Annotated in this window: 24 protein-coding genes; all 24 read left to right on the top strand. The window is 32.9% G+C overall.

Annotated features, from left to right (window positions below):
- Nucleotide 1 precedes the first annotated feature (1 nt).
- The 24 genes from DB313_RS06285 (at nucleotide 2) to DB313_RS06170 (ending at nucleotide 14,517) form a co-directional block, all read left to right on the top strand.
- On the top strand, nucleotides 2-565 hold the full coding sequence (locus DB313_RS06285) for a DUF228 domain-containing protein (RefSeq protein WP_120105028.1): 564 nt from the start codon (nucleotides 2-4) through the stop codon (nucleotides 563-565).
- Nucleotides 566-567: 2 nt separating this feature from the next.
- Entirely contained in the window at nucleotides 568-1,317 is a 750-nt protein-coding gene (locus DB313_RS06280) for a DUF228 domain-containing protein (protein ID WP_120105027.1), read from the top strand.
- 16 nt (nucleotides 1,318-1,333) lie between these two features.
- Nucleotides 1,334-1,909: a DUF228 domain-containing protein gene (locus DB313_RS06275; protein WP_120105026.1), complete on the top strand. Its 576-nt coding sequence runs from the start codon at nucleotides 1,334-1,336 to the stop codon at nucleotides 1,907-1,909.
- A 33-nt stretch (nucleotides 1,910-1,942) separates the two neighbouring features.
- The gene (locus DB313_RS06270) at nucleotides 1,943-2,905 is read left to right on the top strand and encodes a hypothetical protein (RefSeq protein ID WP_120105025.1); all 963 of its coding nucleotides are present in this window, start codon (nucleotides 1,943-1,945) and stop codon (nucleotides 2,903-2,905) included.
- Nucleotides 2,906-2,912: 7 nt separating this feature from the next.
- On the top strand, nucleotides 2,913-3,335 hold the full coding sequence (locus tag DB313_RS06265; RefSeq protein ID WP_120105024.1) for a DUF3890 domain-containing protein: 423 nt from the start codon (nucleotides 2,913-2,915) through the stop codon (nucleotides 3,333-3,335).
- Entirely contained in the window at nucleotides 3,332-3,712 is a 381-nt protein-coding gene (locus tag DB313_RS06260; RefSeq protein WP_120105023.1) for a DUF1506 family protein, read from the top strand. Before DB313_RS06265 ends, DB313_RS06260 begins: the two co-directional genes overlap by 4 nt.
- A complete protein-coding gene (locus DB313_RS06255) occupies nucleotides 3,703-4,080 on the top strand; it encodes a hypothetical protein (RefSeq protein ID WP_120105022.1) in 378 nt (125 codons plus the stop codon). Before DB313_RS06260 ends, DB313_RS06255 begins: the two co-directional genes overlap by 10 nt.
- Nucleotides 4,077-4,679, top strand: a complete 603-nt coding sequence (locus DB313_RS06250) for a DUF764 family protein (RefSeq protein ID WP_120105021.1) — start codon at nucleotides 4,077-4,079, stop codon at nucleotides 4,677-4,679. Before DB313_RS06255 ends, DB313_RS06250 begins: the two co-directional genes overlap by 4 nt.
- Nucleotides 4,660-5,763, top strand: a complete 1,104-nt coding sequence (locus DB313_RS06245; RefSeq protein ID WP_120105020.1) for a DUF787 family protein — start codon at nucleotides 4,660-4,662, stop codon at nucleotides 5,761-5,763. The genes DB313_RS06250 and DB313_RS06245 overlap by 20 nt, the downstream gene beginning before the upstream one ends.
- 55 nt (nucleotides 5,764-5,818) lie before the next feature.
- Nucleotides 5,819-6,247, top strand: coding sequence for a DUF1463 family protein (locus DB313_RS06240; RefSeq protein WP_120105019.1), 429 nt, complete (start codon nucleotides 5,819-5,821; stop codon nucleotides 6,245-6,247).
- A gap of 30 nt (nucleotides 6,248-6,277) precedes the next feature.
- A complete protein-coding gene (locus DB313_RS06235; protein WP_120105018.1) occupies nucleotides 6,278-6,721 on the top strand; it encodes a DUF1473 family protein in 444 nt (147 codons plus the stop codon).
- Complete coding sequence (locus DB313_RS06230) at nucleotides 6,714-6,944, top strand: DUF1322 family protein (protein WP_120105017.1); 231 nt, start codon at nucleotides 6,714-6,716, stop codon at nucleotides 6,942-6,944. The genes DB313_RS06235 and DB313_RS06230 overlap by 8 nt, the downstream gene beginning before the upstream one ends.
- A gap of 4 nt (nucleotides 6,945-6,948) precedes the next feature.
- Nucleotides 6,949-8,205: a DUF759 family protein gene (locus DB313_RS06225; RefSeq protein ID WP_120105016.1), complete on the top strand. Its 1,257-nt coding sequence runs from the start codon at nucleotides 6,949-6,951 to the stop codon at nucleotides 8,203-8,205.
- Nucleotides 8,206-8,227: 22 nt separating this feature from the next.
- Nucleotides 8,228-8,824, top strand: a complete 597-nt coding sequence (locus tag DB313_RS06220) for a DUF792 family protein (protein WP_120105015.1) — start codon at nucleotides 8,228-8,230, stop codon at nucleotides 8,822-8,824.
- Between the two features lie 2 nt (nucleotides 8,825-8,826).
- On the top strand, nucleotides 8,827-9,777 hold the full coding sequence (locus tag DB313_RS06215; RefSeq protein WP_120105014.1) for a DUF693 family protein: 951 nt from the start codon (nucleotides 8,827-8,829) through the stop codon (nucleotides 9,775-9,777).
- A gap of 73 nt (nucleotides 9,778-9,850) precedes the next feature.
- Nucleotides 9,851-10,450, top strand: coding sequence for a DUF777 family protein (locus DB313_RS06210; RefSeq protein WP_120105013.1), 600 nt, complete (start codon nucleotides 9,851-9,853; stop codon nucleotides 10,448-10,450).
- A 62-nt stretch (nucleotides 10,451-10,512) separates the two neighbouring features.
- A complete protein-coding gene (locus DB313_RS06205) occupies nucleotides 10,513-10,851 on the top strand; it encodes a hypothetical protein (RefSeq protein WP_120105012.1) in 339 nt (112 codons plus the stop codon).
- Entirely contained in the window at nucleotides 10,848-11,732 is an 885-nt protein-coding gene (locus DB313_RS06200) for a DUF276 domain-containing protein (RefSeq protein WP_120105011.1), read from the top strand. Before DB313_RS06205 ends, DB313_RS06200 begins: the two co-directional genes overlap by 4 nt.
- Nucleotides 11,733-11,760: 28 nt before the next feature.
- Nucleotides 11,761-12,375 carry a DUF735 family protein gene (locus DB313_RS06195; protein ID WP_120105010.1) on the top strand — a complete coding sequence of 205 codons (615 nt, stop codon included), beginning with the start codon at nucleotides 11,761-11,763 and terminating at the stop codon, nucleotides 12,373-12,375.
- A gap of 11 nt (nucleotides 12,376-12,386) precedes the next feature.
- Nucleotides 12,387-13,208 (top strand): DUF685 domain-containing protein, encoded by an 822-nt coding sequence (locus DB313_RS06190; protein WP_120105009.1) that lies wholly within the window; start codon nucleotides 12,387-12,389, stop codon nucleotides 13,206-13,208.
- Between the two features lie 129 nt (nucleotides 13,209-13,337).
- Nucleotides 13,338-13,505, top strand: a complete 168-nt coding sequence (locus tag DB313_RS06185; protein WP_120105008.1) for a BlyA family holin — start codon at nucleotides 13,338-13,340, stop codon at nucleotides 13,503-13,505.
- 2 nt (nucleotides 13,506-13,507) lie between these two features.
- Complete coding sequence (locus DB313_RS06180; RefSeq protein ID WP_120105007.1) at nucleotides 13,508-13,822, top strand: BlyB family putative holin accessory protein; 315 nt, start codon at nucleotides 13,508-13,510, stop codon at nucleotides 13,820-13,822.
- Nucleotides 13,815-14,174, top strand: a complete 360-nt coding sequence (locus DB313_RS06175; RefSeq protein ID WP_120105006.1) for a BlyB family putative holin accessory protein — start codon at nucleotides 13,815-13,817, stop codon at nucleotides 14,172-14,174. Before DB313_RS06180 ends, DB313_RS06175 begins: the two co-directional genes overlap by 8 nt.
- Complete coding sequence (locus DB313_RS06170; protein ID WP_120105005.1) at nucleotides 14,161-14,517, top strand: BBA14 family lipoprotein; 357 nt, start codon at nucleotides 14,161-14,163, stop codon at nucleotides 14,515-14,517. Before DB313_RS06175 ends, DB313_RS06170 begins: the two co-directional genes overlap by 14 nt.
- The last annotated feature ends 53 nt before the right edge of the window (nucleotides 14,518-14,570 follow it).

Below are 14,570 nucleotides of genomic sequence, written 5' to 3'. Positions count from 1 at the left end.
TATGGCTGATTTAGCTAAAATAAGAGAAGATTATGAGAAAAAGGTAAGTGAACTTAAAGAGATAATGAAAAATCCTATTACTGATGTAGGTCTTTTTAGTAATTATGTTGATTTTAAGGATAAGAATTTAACTTTTAGCAATTCTGGTGGTACTAGAACTAGTAGTGTAGATAAATTAGAAAACTACCCTGCTACAGGATACCCGTACAAGAGGGGTGTTGTACTAGATTTTGACAAAGATAATGCATATGAATTTGGCGTTAAGGCCGGCGGAGGGGACGACTTATACGGTATTTGTATTGATATTGATGAATTTAGCCAGATAGCCACAGTATTGCCTATTACTAATAATTTTACAGGCTTTCTGGTGCTAAAGGGGGGTGGAGACAATGGAATAAAGGCTGGCGACAAATTGTTTTTCAACAAAGATGGAGAATTAGAAAAGGTTGCGGGGGGAAACAAGACGGTTAATGCTATAGCCTTATCAAGTTCACATAAAATCAATAATAGTGTCAGCATAATACTTGCTAGTGTATTTGGTAATAGAGCCCTTAAGGGAGCTTAAATTTGAGTAGCCGTAAGCAAAAACCACAGACCGCCCCTGATAGAGAACTTAAAGAGAAGATAATAGAGCCTGTAGTAGAGCAACAGGCAGAAATTAGAGTTAAAAGACAACAACAACAAGTGCTACAGCCACAGCAAAAAAGTGAATTTGAGGAAAAAGAAGATGCATACAAAGAATTTATTTTAAAACTTAAGAAATATAGCAAAACTTCTGTTGGTGAAGTTACTACTTTTAGTAACAACACGGAGCATAGAGATAAAAATCTAATTTTTTCATCGCCCTGTCAAACGAATTCAAGTAGTGTTGATAAGTTAGAAAACTATCCTTATAAAGGCTTTCCATATAAGCGTGGAGTAAAGTTAGCAATTAGTGAAGCAGAGCCTTTTATTCATGTAGAGCCTACAGATGATTTAAACCTATATGGAATTTGTGTTGATATTGATGAATTTAGCCAGACAGCTACCGTACTACCAATTACAAATAATTTTAGTGGGTATTTAGTTACTAGAAACCCAAACATAAAAATAGGAGACATACTAGATATTAACACTGAGGGCATTATTATTAAGGCCGGTGGTGGAACTCCTACAATAATTAATGCGGTAGCTTTATCTGACTCATTTACTCTTGATTTTAGTGGCAAGTTAAAAGAGGCGCCACAGAGTATAAGTGAATTTAAAATCAATTTTGTAAAGGTAGCTATTTACGGGAATAGGGGTTTTGAGATAACTATTCGCAATGAGGAGCAATAAAGGAGAGTTGTAATTTATGGCAATAGAACAATTAGAAAAAGAATACATAGAAAAGCGCGAGCAAGTAAAGAAAATCATGAAAAATCCTATAGCAGACCCCGACCTTTTTAGTAATAGGACTGAGCATAGAGATAAGAATTTAATTTTTAGCAATTCAGGCGGTACTGCTACTAGTAGGTTTGACAAGATAGAGAATTATTTCGCTAAAGGATATCCATACAAGCGTGGAGTAAAACTAGTTGTAAATAAAGTAGACGAGGGGCAACCTGCAAAACCACATTATGAACCACACATTGAGGCAGGGGGCGGGGACGACCTATATGGAATTTGCATTGATATTGATGAATACAGCCAGATAGCCACAGTATTGCCTATTACTAACAACTTTCAAGGGTATTTAGTTGCAAAAGACAGCTCAATTAAAAGGGCAGATAAATTATGCTTTAACATTGATGGTGAATTAGAAAAGAGTACGGCGGGCAAAGCCAATATCAATGCTATAGCACTAGCTGACGCTATAGAACTTGTAGCCAATAAGCAACATGTAGTAAAGGTAGCAGTTATTGGAAACAGGGCTTTAGATAAGAATTAAAATTTAGAGATTTAAAATTAGAGGAGATTTATAATGTCAGAATTATTTGATGAAAATTATTATGCTAGTGAGACCGCACAAGTATTTGAGGAGACTAAATTACCTATATATTACAATTGGTTTGATGCTTCTCAAATTGAGGATGTTGAGGTTAAAATGGGGTTTTTGCGTACAGTTAAATGGGACGCTTTTCTTAATGCTAATCCTACAAGTCTAGTCAATGAAGTTAATACTATAGCTACAATTGGCTTTAAATCTGAAACTGTTAGACTTAATTACTTAAAGCTACAATATAAATTTAGACACTTAAAGCAGACAGCTGAGAGTTTCTATACAAATGACACTTATATTGGAGATACTAATAATAATCTACTTCCCTTTAAAGAGGCATATAAATTAGCATCAAATGAGATAGTAAAACTTATTAATCACTTCATACTAACAGGTACTGTTTCAATCCAAAAGGACGGTAAAAACCAAAAGCGACTACTGCCTAATATGTATGGGATATACAATATGCCTGACCAAGTAGAAGAGGAAGTTGCTAATGGCGACAAAGACAAAATGGATAAGATATTTGAAAAGATTGAATCGGGGCTTGCAAAACTTGAATTTGGGGACGAATTCTCTACTCCTATGATGGTAATAGTAGACCAAGCAACAAGTCTTAAGCTAGTCAAACCATACGCTAGCGACGCTATGCCCCCTATTTCAAACGATAAATGGGAAGACGTACTTATTTCTACAATAAAGGCTATAAATAATCGCAATGAAGTTCGAATACAAACTTCAAACTTACTTAAAAACCAAATTCTTATATACCCACTAAACCCTGAATTGCTTAAATTTAAGCCAAGCCGGTATATGCTACCAATGCCAAATGAGCAAGTTGATAGAGACTCAACAGATATAGCACACAGTTATATTGATTTTGTTTTAGGTGGTCTTATTGCTACAAAAAAGACTATTCTTAAAGTTAATATAAAGCAGTCCTAACTAGAATATGAGTAGTGATACCGAAAACGCGGAGCTTAAAGATTTTTATAAGAAAATACTAGCTCTCTTGTCAATAAAGGAGGCTGAAGTGGCTTTTGACTCATTTATGGCATATACAGAATTACTAAATATAATACTTGAGACACACGGAGTTGAACTTGCAAAACTGACTAAATCACACTTATTCCTACTGCTGTATTACTTTTTAGGCTGTGAGCTTAAAAAACGCGGTATAATGACTGAGTTTGAATTTGAAAAGATAAAAAAGGAAAAATTTAATGAACTTGAAATTGAATATAATCCAACGCCCATACCAACAAATATAGGAGATACTGCAAATAAAAAGAATTTTTGTGGTCTTTTTGACTCTTTTTTAGAAAAACTTAAAAAACAAACTAAAACTCCATCTTGTATAGGAGTAGTTAAATGAGTGCTATAAGACAGCGACTTGCTAGTATGGCGGGGCGTCTTGTAAGTTTTTATCAAAATGACGAGGAGATAAGATACTATAAGGCAAAAGAAGTCTACAATAGCTACAATGCTACCTCAACTCTGCATTTTAGTAAAGAAGAGTACACTAAAATAATAGGTATTATCTTCAACCTAACAGATGAAGAATTGGCACAAATAAATGACTCTAATTTAAGTGATATTAAGGTTTACTACAAAATGTATACCAGCGCTGATATTGCATTTAAGGTTAAGGATAGAATTTCACTTGAAAACACTCTCTATTTCGAAATAGTCAAGGTTAATGGCGGGGTTGGCTACTACACACTCATACTTAAGGAGCTTATATGGAAATAGAGTTAGAAATAGGTTGGTTTGCTAGTAGAACGGGCAGTATAGCAAAGTTTCATGAAAAGGGTAGCGCCACTCTTCCTATTAGGAAACACTTAACCGAGGTAGCCACAAGTACAGAATTTAGGCAATATCTTCTAAATCAAGAACACTTAAGAGTAGCATTTAAGCGCAATATAAGGGCAGGGTTTAAAGAATTAGGTGAACTCTTTATAGCGTATTATTCCAATTATGTGCTAGCAGGCTTAATTAAACCCAAACTTAAAGCTACTACTATTGCAAATAAGAGTAGACGCGGGTACAGCGCACCACAAACACCTCTTGTGGCCTCAGGGGCTATGATTAGCGCTATTGAGTACAGGATTAATGGATGATTATAAGTATTAATGCTATACAAAATTACTTAATTGAATTTTTAAATAAGTTCGCTTCTGATTTAAGAGAATCACAAGAGCGGGCAATAGAACTTGAGGTTATAAATACTTATAATCACCCATATCTGGCTAGCTATAATCCTCGTGCAGGCAATATACTAGTTGTTAAATTTGATACAATAGATAATTTGTTTGAAAATGCCACTAGAGCTGGCAAATTTTATACAAATATCAATGAATTTACTCTAAATTTTGCACTCTTTTTTATAAGTTTTATAGTAGAGGCAGATTTATTAGAAAACACTGATGCTTATAATAATATGCTTGCTATATATGAATTATTTAGTGAATTTCTTTATAACAACAACTACAGATTAAAACTAGAGAGTATAAATAATACTGCTGAGCACAGTTATACCACAAATATTACATACTACATATACCCCACTTCGGGAATGCAAAATAATGGACTCTTAACACTTGATAGCAGGAATAGCAATTCTGCTTATTGTGCCAATAATGCCTTTAAAGCTAGTGTTAGAGTAGAAGAGATATTAGAGAAGACAAAGGAGCCTGAACTTGCCACAAGATACAATTAAGGTCAATTTAATAAGTGATAAGACACATATTAAGCAAATTGAATACTATAACCCACTACTAGTATATAAGACAGCTAAATTTAAGATTAATGAGGGGGCTAAATTTAAAGCATACTCACTAACTATACAAAATTACCCAAAGATAATTGATGCACTAGAAAAGGATAATGGGGAAAACGGTGAGGATAATTTTTCTGAGGAAAAGAAATACTTAAAGGAAACACTAGATGATTTTTTCCAACAAGACGGCCTTAAAGCGTGTATGCTACTGCTTTATAAAGACAAAGCCGAGGCGATTAAAGAGTATCTTAAAGCTAATAGACACACATTTGTTGTCCTAATTAATACTTACAAAAAAAATGGGGGTGAGGGGGGCGACGGACTCACTATTTATAAAGATGATTATGATAAGTTTAAAAGCCCTAATAACTTCTTCATATTCTCTACTAAGGAAAAGGAAATAAAGGAATTATTTAAAGATAAATCTGATACTGAAAAGGCAGGTAATATTGTTGTTTATAGCAATAATGGCGAGCACTTGCATCTTAAATTTATAAGTAAATACCTAAATGAAGCGTCAACATTCCACTCAGTCAATCCATATGGAATTAAGCTTAAATCTACTCCTCTTTATGATGATACTCTAATTAAGACTTTAAGAGACACTAATATCAATTTCTACTCACTTCTTAATGAAACTGCCCTTGATGGTGTTCCGGCATTTAAGGAGGGGGTTGACCTAGCGGGTAATTCAATTGATGAAATTTTTACATATCAATACCTTAAAGCCGAGACTATTGTTGAGCTTATTAGAGTTTGGAATAAAAATAACAGACAAAATAGTAAACTTAGTGCCTTATCTTTAAGTGGAGTGCGTGAAAATGCATATACATCCTCAATAGAGTGTTTATTTAAAAGATTTAAAGATTCGGGTCTTATTGTATCTTATAAAGATTTAAAGCTTATACTTAAGCCTAGCCCCACACTAGAACTAACGCTAAATATATCTGTCACATATAATTATAGCATTAATGCTGTAACTCTTAATATTACAACAGAAGATTTAGAGGATTATATTAAGTAGGTTAACTTAATAAGAATTTAATTTAATTAAAGATTTTAAAAATAGGAGGCATAACATGAACCTTTATAATTTAACGGAAGTCTACTTTTCAATAGCAGGTCATCAATTACACAGTGGTAAAATTGAATTTACCAGCGAGCCTACTACTAGAGCTACTATTAGTAGTGAAGATAAGGGCATACCCGTAATTAGCTTTAGAGACCCTAAAACCATAACATACATATTCAATATTGAAGTAACTATTGGTAGCCATGATTATATCCTACTAACAGAACTATCCGATGAACAATTTGATAATACTAGTGTTAGTAAACTAGATAAGGCCTCAGATTTAGTCTTTAATGACCATATCGCAACTAAAATTATATCAAATAATGCCATATTTACAGAGTCTCCAAGTAGGAGCTATTCAGCTGAAGCTGAAAAGGTATCCTTTGAAATTAGAGCCATTAATTGCCAAAAGAGTAAGCCAAATTCGCTTTAAAAAAAACAAACTTTAAGGAGACTAGAATAAATGCGATACAAAATGAAAATACTAACTAAATCCAAGATTTACGAATACACATTAAAGGTTATTCCCGTTTACGAATGGGACTCTATCTTGGGTATTGACCAAATGAAGGGACTTGAGCGCCTAAATGAGCTCTCATACCTAAAAGAGATAACCAACCTTATGATACACCCTAATTTTATAAATGAGTTTTATCTAATACTTACCGAGAACAGAAGATTTGCAAAAGAATATAAAGAATATCTTATTGCTATGCTTTATGAAGTAGAGTTTGATATGTATCACCTAGACCCTGATTTTAAAGAGCCAGCTTTTCTTTTCCTTGAGCAATATGAGAATAATGTTGGTGATTTTGTTAAATATCCTTATATAAATGAGAATTGGAATTATGAATATGTTGCTGGCAAAACAAATAAAACGGATAATGTAGTTACTTCGGATGAATAACAGAGAAGTTAAGAAATGCATCAATGAAATACACGAGAGTAGAAGTCGTTATTTTCGTCTACTAGAGAAGATTAAGGCTAATAAATATCACTTCCCCGTAATTATGGGTATATGTAGCTTTAGTGAGGTTAAGTCTATGTATTATAAGGAATTGGTGGAGGTCAACCTACTTGCTGAAGCAAAACTTGAAAAGGAACTTTTTGAAAACCTGTTACTAAAATAAATTTATGAATAATGATACTTTTACCATTAAATTTAAAGGAGTACTAGATAGAGTAGCTACTAGAAAATCTCTTGAGAGCGATATTTCTAAGATGGAAAAGCTACTTAAACCTAAAAAAACAAGCTTAGGGAGCACTCGTGATATTATTAAGAGTAATTTAGGGGATAAGAAGCGCGAACTTAATAAACAGAATAAATATGAAGCTTTGCGCGAAAAAGTAGAAAAATTTAGATTAAGTGAAACCCGCAAACTTGTAAAACAAGGTATGGGATTTGAAAAAGCTCGTAAGGAAGCACACAGGCGCTCTCTTATGTCTGATAAAGACAGGCGTAAATTAGAATATAGCAATATAAAACAAGAAAAAAAAGCAATTAGAGGCAAAGCACTTGCAAAAGTTATAACAATAGCTATTGGTACAGCAATTGGAAAAGCAATATTTGGTGCTTTTAGTAAAGCAACAGGCGGTGCTTTTAATTTTGCTAAAAAATCTGTTGAAGAGAGCGCACAAACTAAACGAGACACTAAAATATCATCTAAAATGTTTAGCAAAGGCGAATACAGCACTCTTTATAAGAAGATAGCTGGTACTAAATCGTTTGAAAAGGACACTGAGATAGCAGATTTTTTAAGAAAATCGGCTGTACTTAAGAGTAGTTTAAAGAATTTAGGCCTTGCGGGTGATAAGAATGCTTTATCCTCAGTAGTTGATTTGGCTAGTAAACTTAAATCTAGTGGCCTTTATTCTGGCAATGATGATGCTATTGGAGCCGTATCAGAATTACTTAAAGGGAATGCTAGTGGGCTATTTTCTATGCTAAATCAATTAGAGGGTGTTGGTGATAAGTATAATGATTTAGCTACTATGAGCTTTGAAGCATCTTCTGGTACAGACCCCGCAAGTAGAATAAGAGTTATAGAACAAATACTTGCCGACTTGCCAAAAGACTTACTCCAAGATAGTAGTTCAAGAGATGCTATAGGTAGTAACCTTGCTAAATTTGAAAATAGTGTGCAAAACCTAACAGCTAAAATACTAGAGCCGGCTCTAGTACTTATTAATAAACTACTAGACTGGATTAACAACTTTAATCTTCAAACTAGCATTATAGACCCCATAAAGGGAGCCATAACAAGCATATTTAGCTTAGACGCTCTTATAGCCAGACTTAGGTCAATATTACCCAGTTGGGCGGGTGGTGATAGTGGCGCCAGCCTTAAGGAAATACAGGAGAGAGACAGCTCCACAACAGCTCCACATTAAGTTTTAATTAAAGGACAAGAGTATGCCAATACAAGCTACTAATACAAACCCTCAAGAACTAGAACAACACGATATAATAAATATAGTAAAGGCTAGCATAAATCAAGTATTTAGCCTTTTTGGGAATGATAATTATATTGTGCTCTTCCCCAGAATGGATTTAAAAGGGTTTGGATATATTCCACAATTATTCTTTATTAAACCTAAAGGGGAGCTTTTAAGCCGAACTTACAATACTAGCTGTTCAAAACGCCCCGTTATCAATTTTGCTACTAGAAAAGCCGAATATGTAAGTTATAATCCCGTAATGACAGGAGAAACTATCGCATTATCAGGCGCGGTATTAACTAGTGTATACAAAGAAATGCTAGAGCCACTTAAGTCAACACCCTTCGGCAATTCACTACTTGAATTTGATAGCTCATTTGTAAAAGAACAGTTAGCCAATAGAATTGAGGCGCAAGTGCCCTTTAGCGCCTACAGCCCCACTTTTGGCCTTAAAGAATTAGTTGTACTAACATCAGTAAGTTTTAAAGACACTCCCTTTATTGATGAAGTGGAGATTAGCATTAATATAGAAGTGATTAAAACATTCGCTATTTCTAGTTACAAAGGATAAAAATGCTATATAGACTATTACAATACGATTTTGTTGTCGAATTTTATAGCGCGCAAAAAGCAGGCAAGGATACCGTTGGAGGCAAATTACCTGAAGCTACTCCTAAAATTAAAATTAAGAGTGAGTCTGGCATTAATATAAATATGTCTATTACCGATGTGTATTCTAGTCACAATCTTGTACTAGCTAAACAAGCTAAAATTCAATTATGGAACCTGCCACTAAATTTTAATGACGAGATTAAAGCAGGAGATATTGTTAAGATATATTACAAAAAATTTGCAGATGAACAAAAATATGACTTTATTATGGCTGGCTATTTAGGCGTACCAATGAGCACTGATTATGAAAATGGTGATTTTTCTGTTGATTATACTATTCATTTGGTATCAAAAAGCAATTTTTCAAATAGAACACTTACTCTTTGTAACTTTAAAGGTATGCGTGTAGTAGATGCTATTGAGTCGGTTTTCCCTACTAGAAATATTATAAATATGAGTGAGGGTGATAAAAATAGGGTAATTGAGGAGTCTTTTTATGCTACGACGCCTAAAGAATTTTTAGAAAAGATAGTTAAAAAATATGTTCAAAGTGTATATACCGATATTGGTAATATTAATTTAGAAGTTGAGTGTAATTACATATTTAGCAATATTGACCCCAAAAATACTACTACTCATTATGAGGCACTAGAAGACTATGGGCTACAGTTTATACCACAACAAGAGATATCAATAGGAACCGCGCACAATTATACACTCTCATTTTGGAACGCCACACTAACATACACACATAAGCTTAAAGTAGGCACTAAAGTTAGCTTTAAAGATGGTCTTAGCAATACCGTTTTTGCAACTATAAAAGAAACAAGTGCACAACTGAGTAATACTGGTGAGTGTTCACTAAATCTTAAACTCTATGACGATAGCAATGCAGTTCCGGCAGTAACTTGAAATTACTGCCTATTGTATGAAGTTTAATACAAATAAAGGTAGCTCAAATTTGTAATTTAAGAGAGGTTTACTTATGCAAAGCGACAATATTAACTATGAGCTTTATAGGATAAATCAAAACCTAAAAGGCTCCGCTTTAACACAAGAGGAGATTAAGAATTGGATTTATAGCTCAATTGCAATACTTAAAATAGGCATTATTAAGTCATTTAATGCTCAAGAACAAGAGGGCATAGTATTTATTCCTGAATATGATGGACTTGAAATTAAAACACGAAACATATCAAATATTAGACTAAATCTTGACAAACAAGACACTGTCATTTTACTGCAAAGTAGTATTAATATTTTTAACACAAAAGACAATAATTATTTTGACAAAAATTATTTCTATATATTATCAGACGCAAATCTTAATACTAAAAAATTAGGACTTGCGTCTAGTAGCATTAGTATTTCCTCAAAGCGTCCTATTGAATTTAAGACTGATGATGCTAGTCTTCGGGAGGCATTTGTGGCTGTAGTTGACGCATTAAGAGAAGTGACTAACTCACTTGCTAACTTGCGTATTATAGGACAGGCTGAAATTGAGCCTACATTTAGAATTTATGTAGAGCGAGTAAACTCACAAATTAGCCAAATAACTGCTACAGTAGCTCGTCTACTTAAATGATTTTTAGCAAAAATGAGATAAAATTACTATTAATTTAAAATAAGGAATTTAAAAAAGACAGAGTGGATTTAAAAATAGATGGTAATTTTGATTTGGTGTTTGGTAGTGACTTGCATTTGGTTGACGGCGTTGCTGAACAGAAACAAAAGCTAGCCATCTTTTTAAAGACAATAAAGGGGAGTCTACTTTATGCTCCAAACTACGGATTTGATTATTCACTATGTTTGAGGGCTTGTAAACTCAATAGACTAGATTTTATTAAGTCTTATTTTTTAAGCATAGCACAAGAATTAAAACTTGACCTTATTAATGTTAAGGCTACTCTTATAGAAAAGGAGGGTGGTATTAGGGTTTTCTTTTACTTTATTGGTGATAATATGAGTATGGATTTTGCTATATGAGCAGGATTTTTGACAAAGATTTTGGCATACTTCCTAAATCTATTAGCGATATTGTTGCCGACAAGAGGGCTTATCTTAAGGATATGTATGGGATTGATATTAAGGACGACCACAGTTCAATTTACAACATCATAGCCAATTCACTAGCTATAACTGAATCACAAATAATAGATGAACTTTTAGCTTTTTTTAATAAAATGAAACCTGACGGGCTTTATTGGACAGCTATTCAGGCTCATATTAGTGCTAAGAGTACTACTTATGAGGCAATAAAGACTGCTCTACTTGCCACTAAACATGTTAAGTATGCAAATATTTTAAGTAAGGCTGGTAAAGCTACTATCTATTTAATCCTTGATGATGATATTGATTTAAATAAAAGCCCAAATTCTACTGAAACTTCGCTCTTTAAAGCCTCTTTATGGGAAGTGATTTACCACACTCTGCCTAGTGGGACTCTATTAGAGGGTGATATTGATATTGATGGATATAACTCACAGGGACAGCTTAAGAGTTATAAAGTAAGTTTGGGTAAGCTTAAGTATTGCTACTTAAAGGCTACATATAAATTAGACCTTAAAAATTATATTTATTTAGAAATTGATAAGCAAATTAGAGATATATATACTAGAATTGTTGAGTCTAATTACCGTGATATGGGAATAAGTTTTGAATATCAAGACTTCATAGCGCCTGTTAATGAAGTTTTAGGTATTGCAAGTCTTTGTGTCTCAGCTTGCGTTAAGGACACTGAGACTACCCCCATAGCATCCCTATCGTCTAGTGATTTTAAAGAAAATGAGGATATCAAGATTAAGGACGATGAAATTTTGCTTTTTGATATGCATACTAGACTTCTAGTTGATATTAAGAGTAGTTAGTTTAACTTTATAAGATTTAAAAATTAGTATGATGATACCTACATTTTTAAGAAACACTGAAGTAGAAAAATTTATTGAAAATGAAATTGCTTTTGCTAGCCAAATACTTACTGAACTTCGTGAACTCAATTCAAATTTTATAGATATTAATACTACTCATATAAATTCAAGATTTGTTGCTATTTGGCTATCTGTTATATTTAAAATTTTTTACTCTAGGATGCAGACAACTGTAAGCCTTGCCTACAACATTGGAAGTGTTATTTTTGCTACAAAACACATTGGCACTGACGAGAGTTTTGTCAAACTATTTAAAGCTTTTCTTAATGTTGATATTGCAGTAACAACTCCACAGGCGGGTGTTATTAATATAAAGCTTTTAAGTGGCATTAAAACTAACTTTATAGCATACATATCACCCAGCACTAAACGGGGCAAAAGGCCAAAAAAAATACTTATATGTCAACATCGGGAAGGATATGAGCCCAAATGTAAGGCATTGGTATTCAATTACCTGCCTAAAGGGTACTCACACTCTATTTATGCATTTATTAAAAACTTAATTCCAATAGGACGCGTATTGCGTCTTATTGATAAAGATAATCAGGACATTATTTCTTTTAATACTAATACTAATACTTAAAGGAGTGCTATATGGCTGATGAAGAACAAAAAGACACTAAACTATTAGTTGACGATGAAGAACATATTCAGATTAAAGACTTAAATCGAATTAACACACTTAAAGATAATGATTTATTACCCATTGATGATGGATTTGCTAGCATTAATGCTATTACTTTTGCTAATTTCTTAAAGACAGTCAAGGATAAGACATTTAAAGGTGAGGGGCTATCTTATTTTAAACAAGTCATTAAAGACACTATAGCCAGTGAACTAGCATCAAATCCTAATTTTGTTGCTAATCTTTATTCAAGTATCTTATCAAAACTTATTAATAATGAGTCTAGTAGTATTAGTAGCCTATTTAGTAAAATACAGAAGGAATTAATCAGAAGTATTAGCTCTTATAGTCTAGTAAAGAGCGATAAACTTGTTATAATGAGTGACTCAGACGAGTTACAAAAAACTTCCATACCCAATCAATTATTAGGTATTCCATCAGACTTTACTATTAAAAAAAAATCGAGCAAGGATTCATACTTTTATTCATATGAATATAGAAAAGAGGCTTTATTAGTAGATTTAAAAGACAACAAGTCTGTTACTCTACACTGTTCAAAAGATGATGATGATGAGCCTGTTTATCTTGACATTTTCTTAAATATACACACAGGTAGCATAGACAATGAGAGGCATATTTACCTTAAATACACCGATGAGAGCCAAAAAAATACAGCATATTACCTATATACTTCACAAGTGCGTATGATAGCTCCTCTTTACACAGGATGGTATATGCAAAAGCAAAGCTATATTAGTGGTAATCCAGTACCATCATTTTTAAAAATTTAGCAAAACATCTTGAAAAATATTAGTTTTTGTTATATATTTCTATTTAACGCGTTAGTGGCTGGAGTCCAAAAGGACTGCTCTAGGCAGTCCTTTTTACCACCCACTATTTAAAATTTGTAGAGGTTTTTTGTGACCAGTGTAAATATTTCTGAACTTTTGATTAATCTTAATGAAATTAAATTGGGACTTATTGGAATTATTATTTTGGGACTAGTTTTCCTGCTTAAACCCGTTGTTAAGGATATTTTGTATATTTTTATTGACAAGTTTAGGAATGGTAAGTCTGGTAAGCAGTAAGTATGAGACTTGATAAGGATAATTTGACCGCGGGGCTTACTTCTATTTCTAGTTTAGTTGACTGCTTTAGCTCTTTTGAGGACACTTTTACACAAAAAGCTCATAAGGGATTTACTCTGCTTTATGAACTCTATATGCTTTATTCTCTAGTTTATAAAGAGAATATGGAACGGTTGGAAAATGCTTTAACTGTTGATATTAATAGGGCTTTGGCTCCTATTAACACTAAAATTAATGATTTAATTTGTAGGGTAAATTTGTCTGAGGAGAATACTAAACTTTCTACTGACTTGCTTTTGGAGAATTTAAATGACTAGAGATAACTCTTATTTGGGCATAAATATCTTGCAGGAATTTACCAAATTATTATCTTGTAGCAATATAAATACTAACACTGTTGACTATATCAATATTTTTGGTAAAGTTGTAAGTTATATTTATTCTCTTTATATTAAAAATATGGCCAGAGTTGAACAAGAGGAGGCTAGCTACATATTGTCTGAGATAGAAGACATTTTGCGTATTAATATTGAAATTTTAGAAAACACAACAGAGAGTAAAGAAAAGGGCAGTATAGCAAAGATTGAAGCTTTGCGTAATAAGCGCAATAAATTAATGGAAGCACACACAAAACTGCTTAAGGAGAGCCTAGATAATGAGAAGAATTAAGCTCGCTTTTATATATCCACTCTTAATAACTATTAGTTGCACAACAATAGCCAGTTTGCCACAAGAGCCTGATTCACCTCCCAAAGATGCCACTATTTACGAGTTAAGCATTTATGAGGCCAGACTATCTAGTTATGTTATGTATTTACAAACATTTTTAATTAAAAACATTGATAAACTTAATGCAGAAGGGTATAAATTAATGCTCTTCAATCCAATTCCTCTTAAAGAAAAACATACAATAAAAGACTTACTTTTAAATATTTCACACTTTAAAGATTATATTCGATATGCCAAGCCTATTGCTAACTCACTTTATCAAAAATACAGTAAATTAAAATAAGTCTCTAGGAGACTCATTTACTTATTCAAACAAAAATTCAAACCGCGTGTCTT

The sequence above is a fragment of the Borrelia turcica IST7 genome (genome assembly GCF_003606285.1).
In the GTDB taxonomy this organism is placed as follows: Bacteria; Spirochaetota; Spirochaetia; order Borreliales; family Borreliaceae; genus Borrelia; species Borrelia turcica.
This window is presented reverse-complemented; position numbering and strand designations above follow the sequence as displayed.

Bases quoted from the DNA above. Each gene is read 5' to 3' on its own strand.
- DB313_RS06285 (WP_120105028.1), top strand. From the start codon at position 2: ATGGCTGATTTAGCTAAAATAAGAGAAGATTATGAGAAAAAGGTAAGT.
- DB313_RS06275 (WP_120105026.1), top strand. From the start codon at position 1,334: ATGGCAATAGAACAATTAGAAAAAGAATACATAGAAAAGCGCGAGCAA.
- DB313_RS06270 (WP_120105025.1), top strand. From the start codon at position 1,943: ATGTCAGAATTATTTGATGAAAATTATTATGCTAGTGAGACCGCACAA.
- DB313_RS06265 (WP_120105024.1), top strand. From the start codon at position 2,913: ATGAGTAGTGATACCGAAAACGCGGAGCTTAAAGATTTTTATAAGAAA.
- DB313_RS06260 (WP_120105023.1), top strand. From the start codon at position 3,332: ATGAGTGCTATAAGACAGCGACTTGCTAGTATGGCGGGGCGTCTTGTA.
- DB313_RS06255 (WP_120105022.1), top strand. From the start codon at position 3,703: ATGGAAATAGAGTTAGAAATAGGTTGGTTTGCTAGTAGAACGGGCAGT.
- DB313_RS06250 (WP_120105021.1), top strand. From the start codon at position 4,077: ATGATTATAAGTATTAATGCTATACAAAATTACTTAATTGAATTTTTA.
- DB313_RS06240 (WP_120105019.1), top strand. From the start codon at position 5,819: ATGAACCTTTATAATTTAACGGAAGTCTACTTTTCAATAGCAGGTCAT.
- DB313_RS06235 (WP_120105018.1), top strand. From the start codon at position 6,278: ATGCGATACAAAATGAAAATACTAACTAAATCCAAGATTTACGAATAC.
- DB313_RS06230 (WP_120105017.1), top strand. From the start codon at position 6,714: ATGAATAACAGAGAAGTTAAGAAATGCATCAATGAAATACACGAGAGT.
- DB313_RS06225 (WP_120105016.1), top strand. From the start codon at position 6,949: ATGAATAATGATACTTTTACCATTAAATTTAAAGGAGTACTAGATAGA.
- DB313_RS06220 (WP_120105015.1), top strand. From the start codon at position 8,228: ATGCCAATACAAGCTACTAATACAAACCCTCAAGAACTAGAACAACAC.
- DB313_RS06215 (WP_120105014.1), top strand. From the start codon at position 8,827: ATGCTATATAGACTATTACAATACGATTTTGTTGTCGAATTTTATAGC.
- DB313_RS06210 (WP_120105013.1), top strand. From the start codon at position 9,851: ATGCAAAGCGACAATATTAACTATGAGCTTTATAGGATAAATCAAAAC.
- DB313_RS06200 (WP_120105011.1), top strand. From the start codon at position 10,848: ATGAGCAGGATTTTTGACAAAGATTTTGGCATACTTCCTAAATCTATT.
- DB313_RS06195 (WP_120105010.1), top strand. From the start codon at position 11,761: ATGATGATACCTACATTTTTAAGAAACACTGAAGTAGAAAAATTTATT.
- DB313_RS06190 (WP_120105009.1), top strand. From the start codon at position 12,387: ATGGCTGATGAAGAACAAAAAGACACTAAACTATTAGTTGACGATGAA.
- DB313_RS06180 (WP_120105007.1), top strand. From the start codon at position 13,508: ATGAGACTTGATAAGGATAATTTGACCGCGGGGCTTACTTCTATTTCT.
- DB313_RS06175 (WP_120105006.1), top strand. From the start codon at position 13,815: ATGACTAGAGATAACTCTTATTTGGGCATAAATATCTTGCAGGAATTT.
- DB313_RS06170 (WP_120105005.1), top strand. From the start codon at position 14,161: ATGAGAAGAATTAAGCTCGCTTTTATATATCCACTCTTAATAACTATT.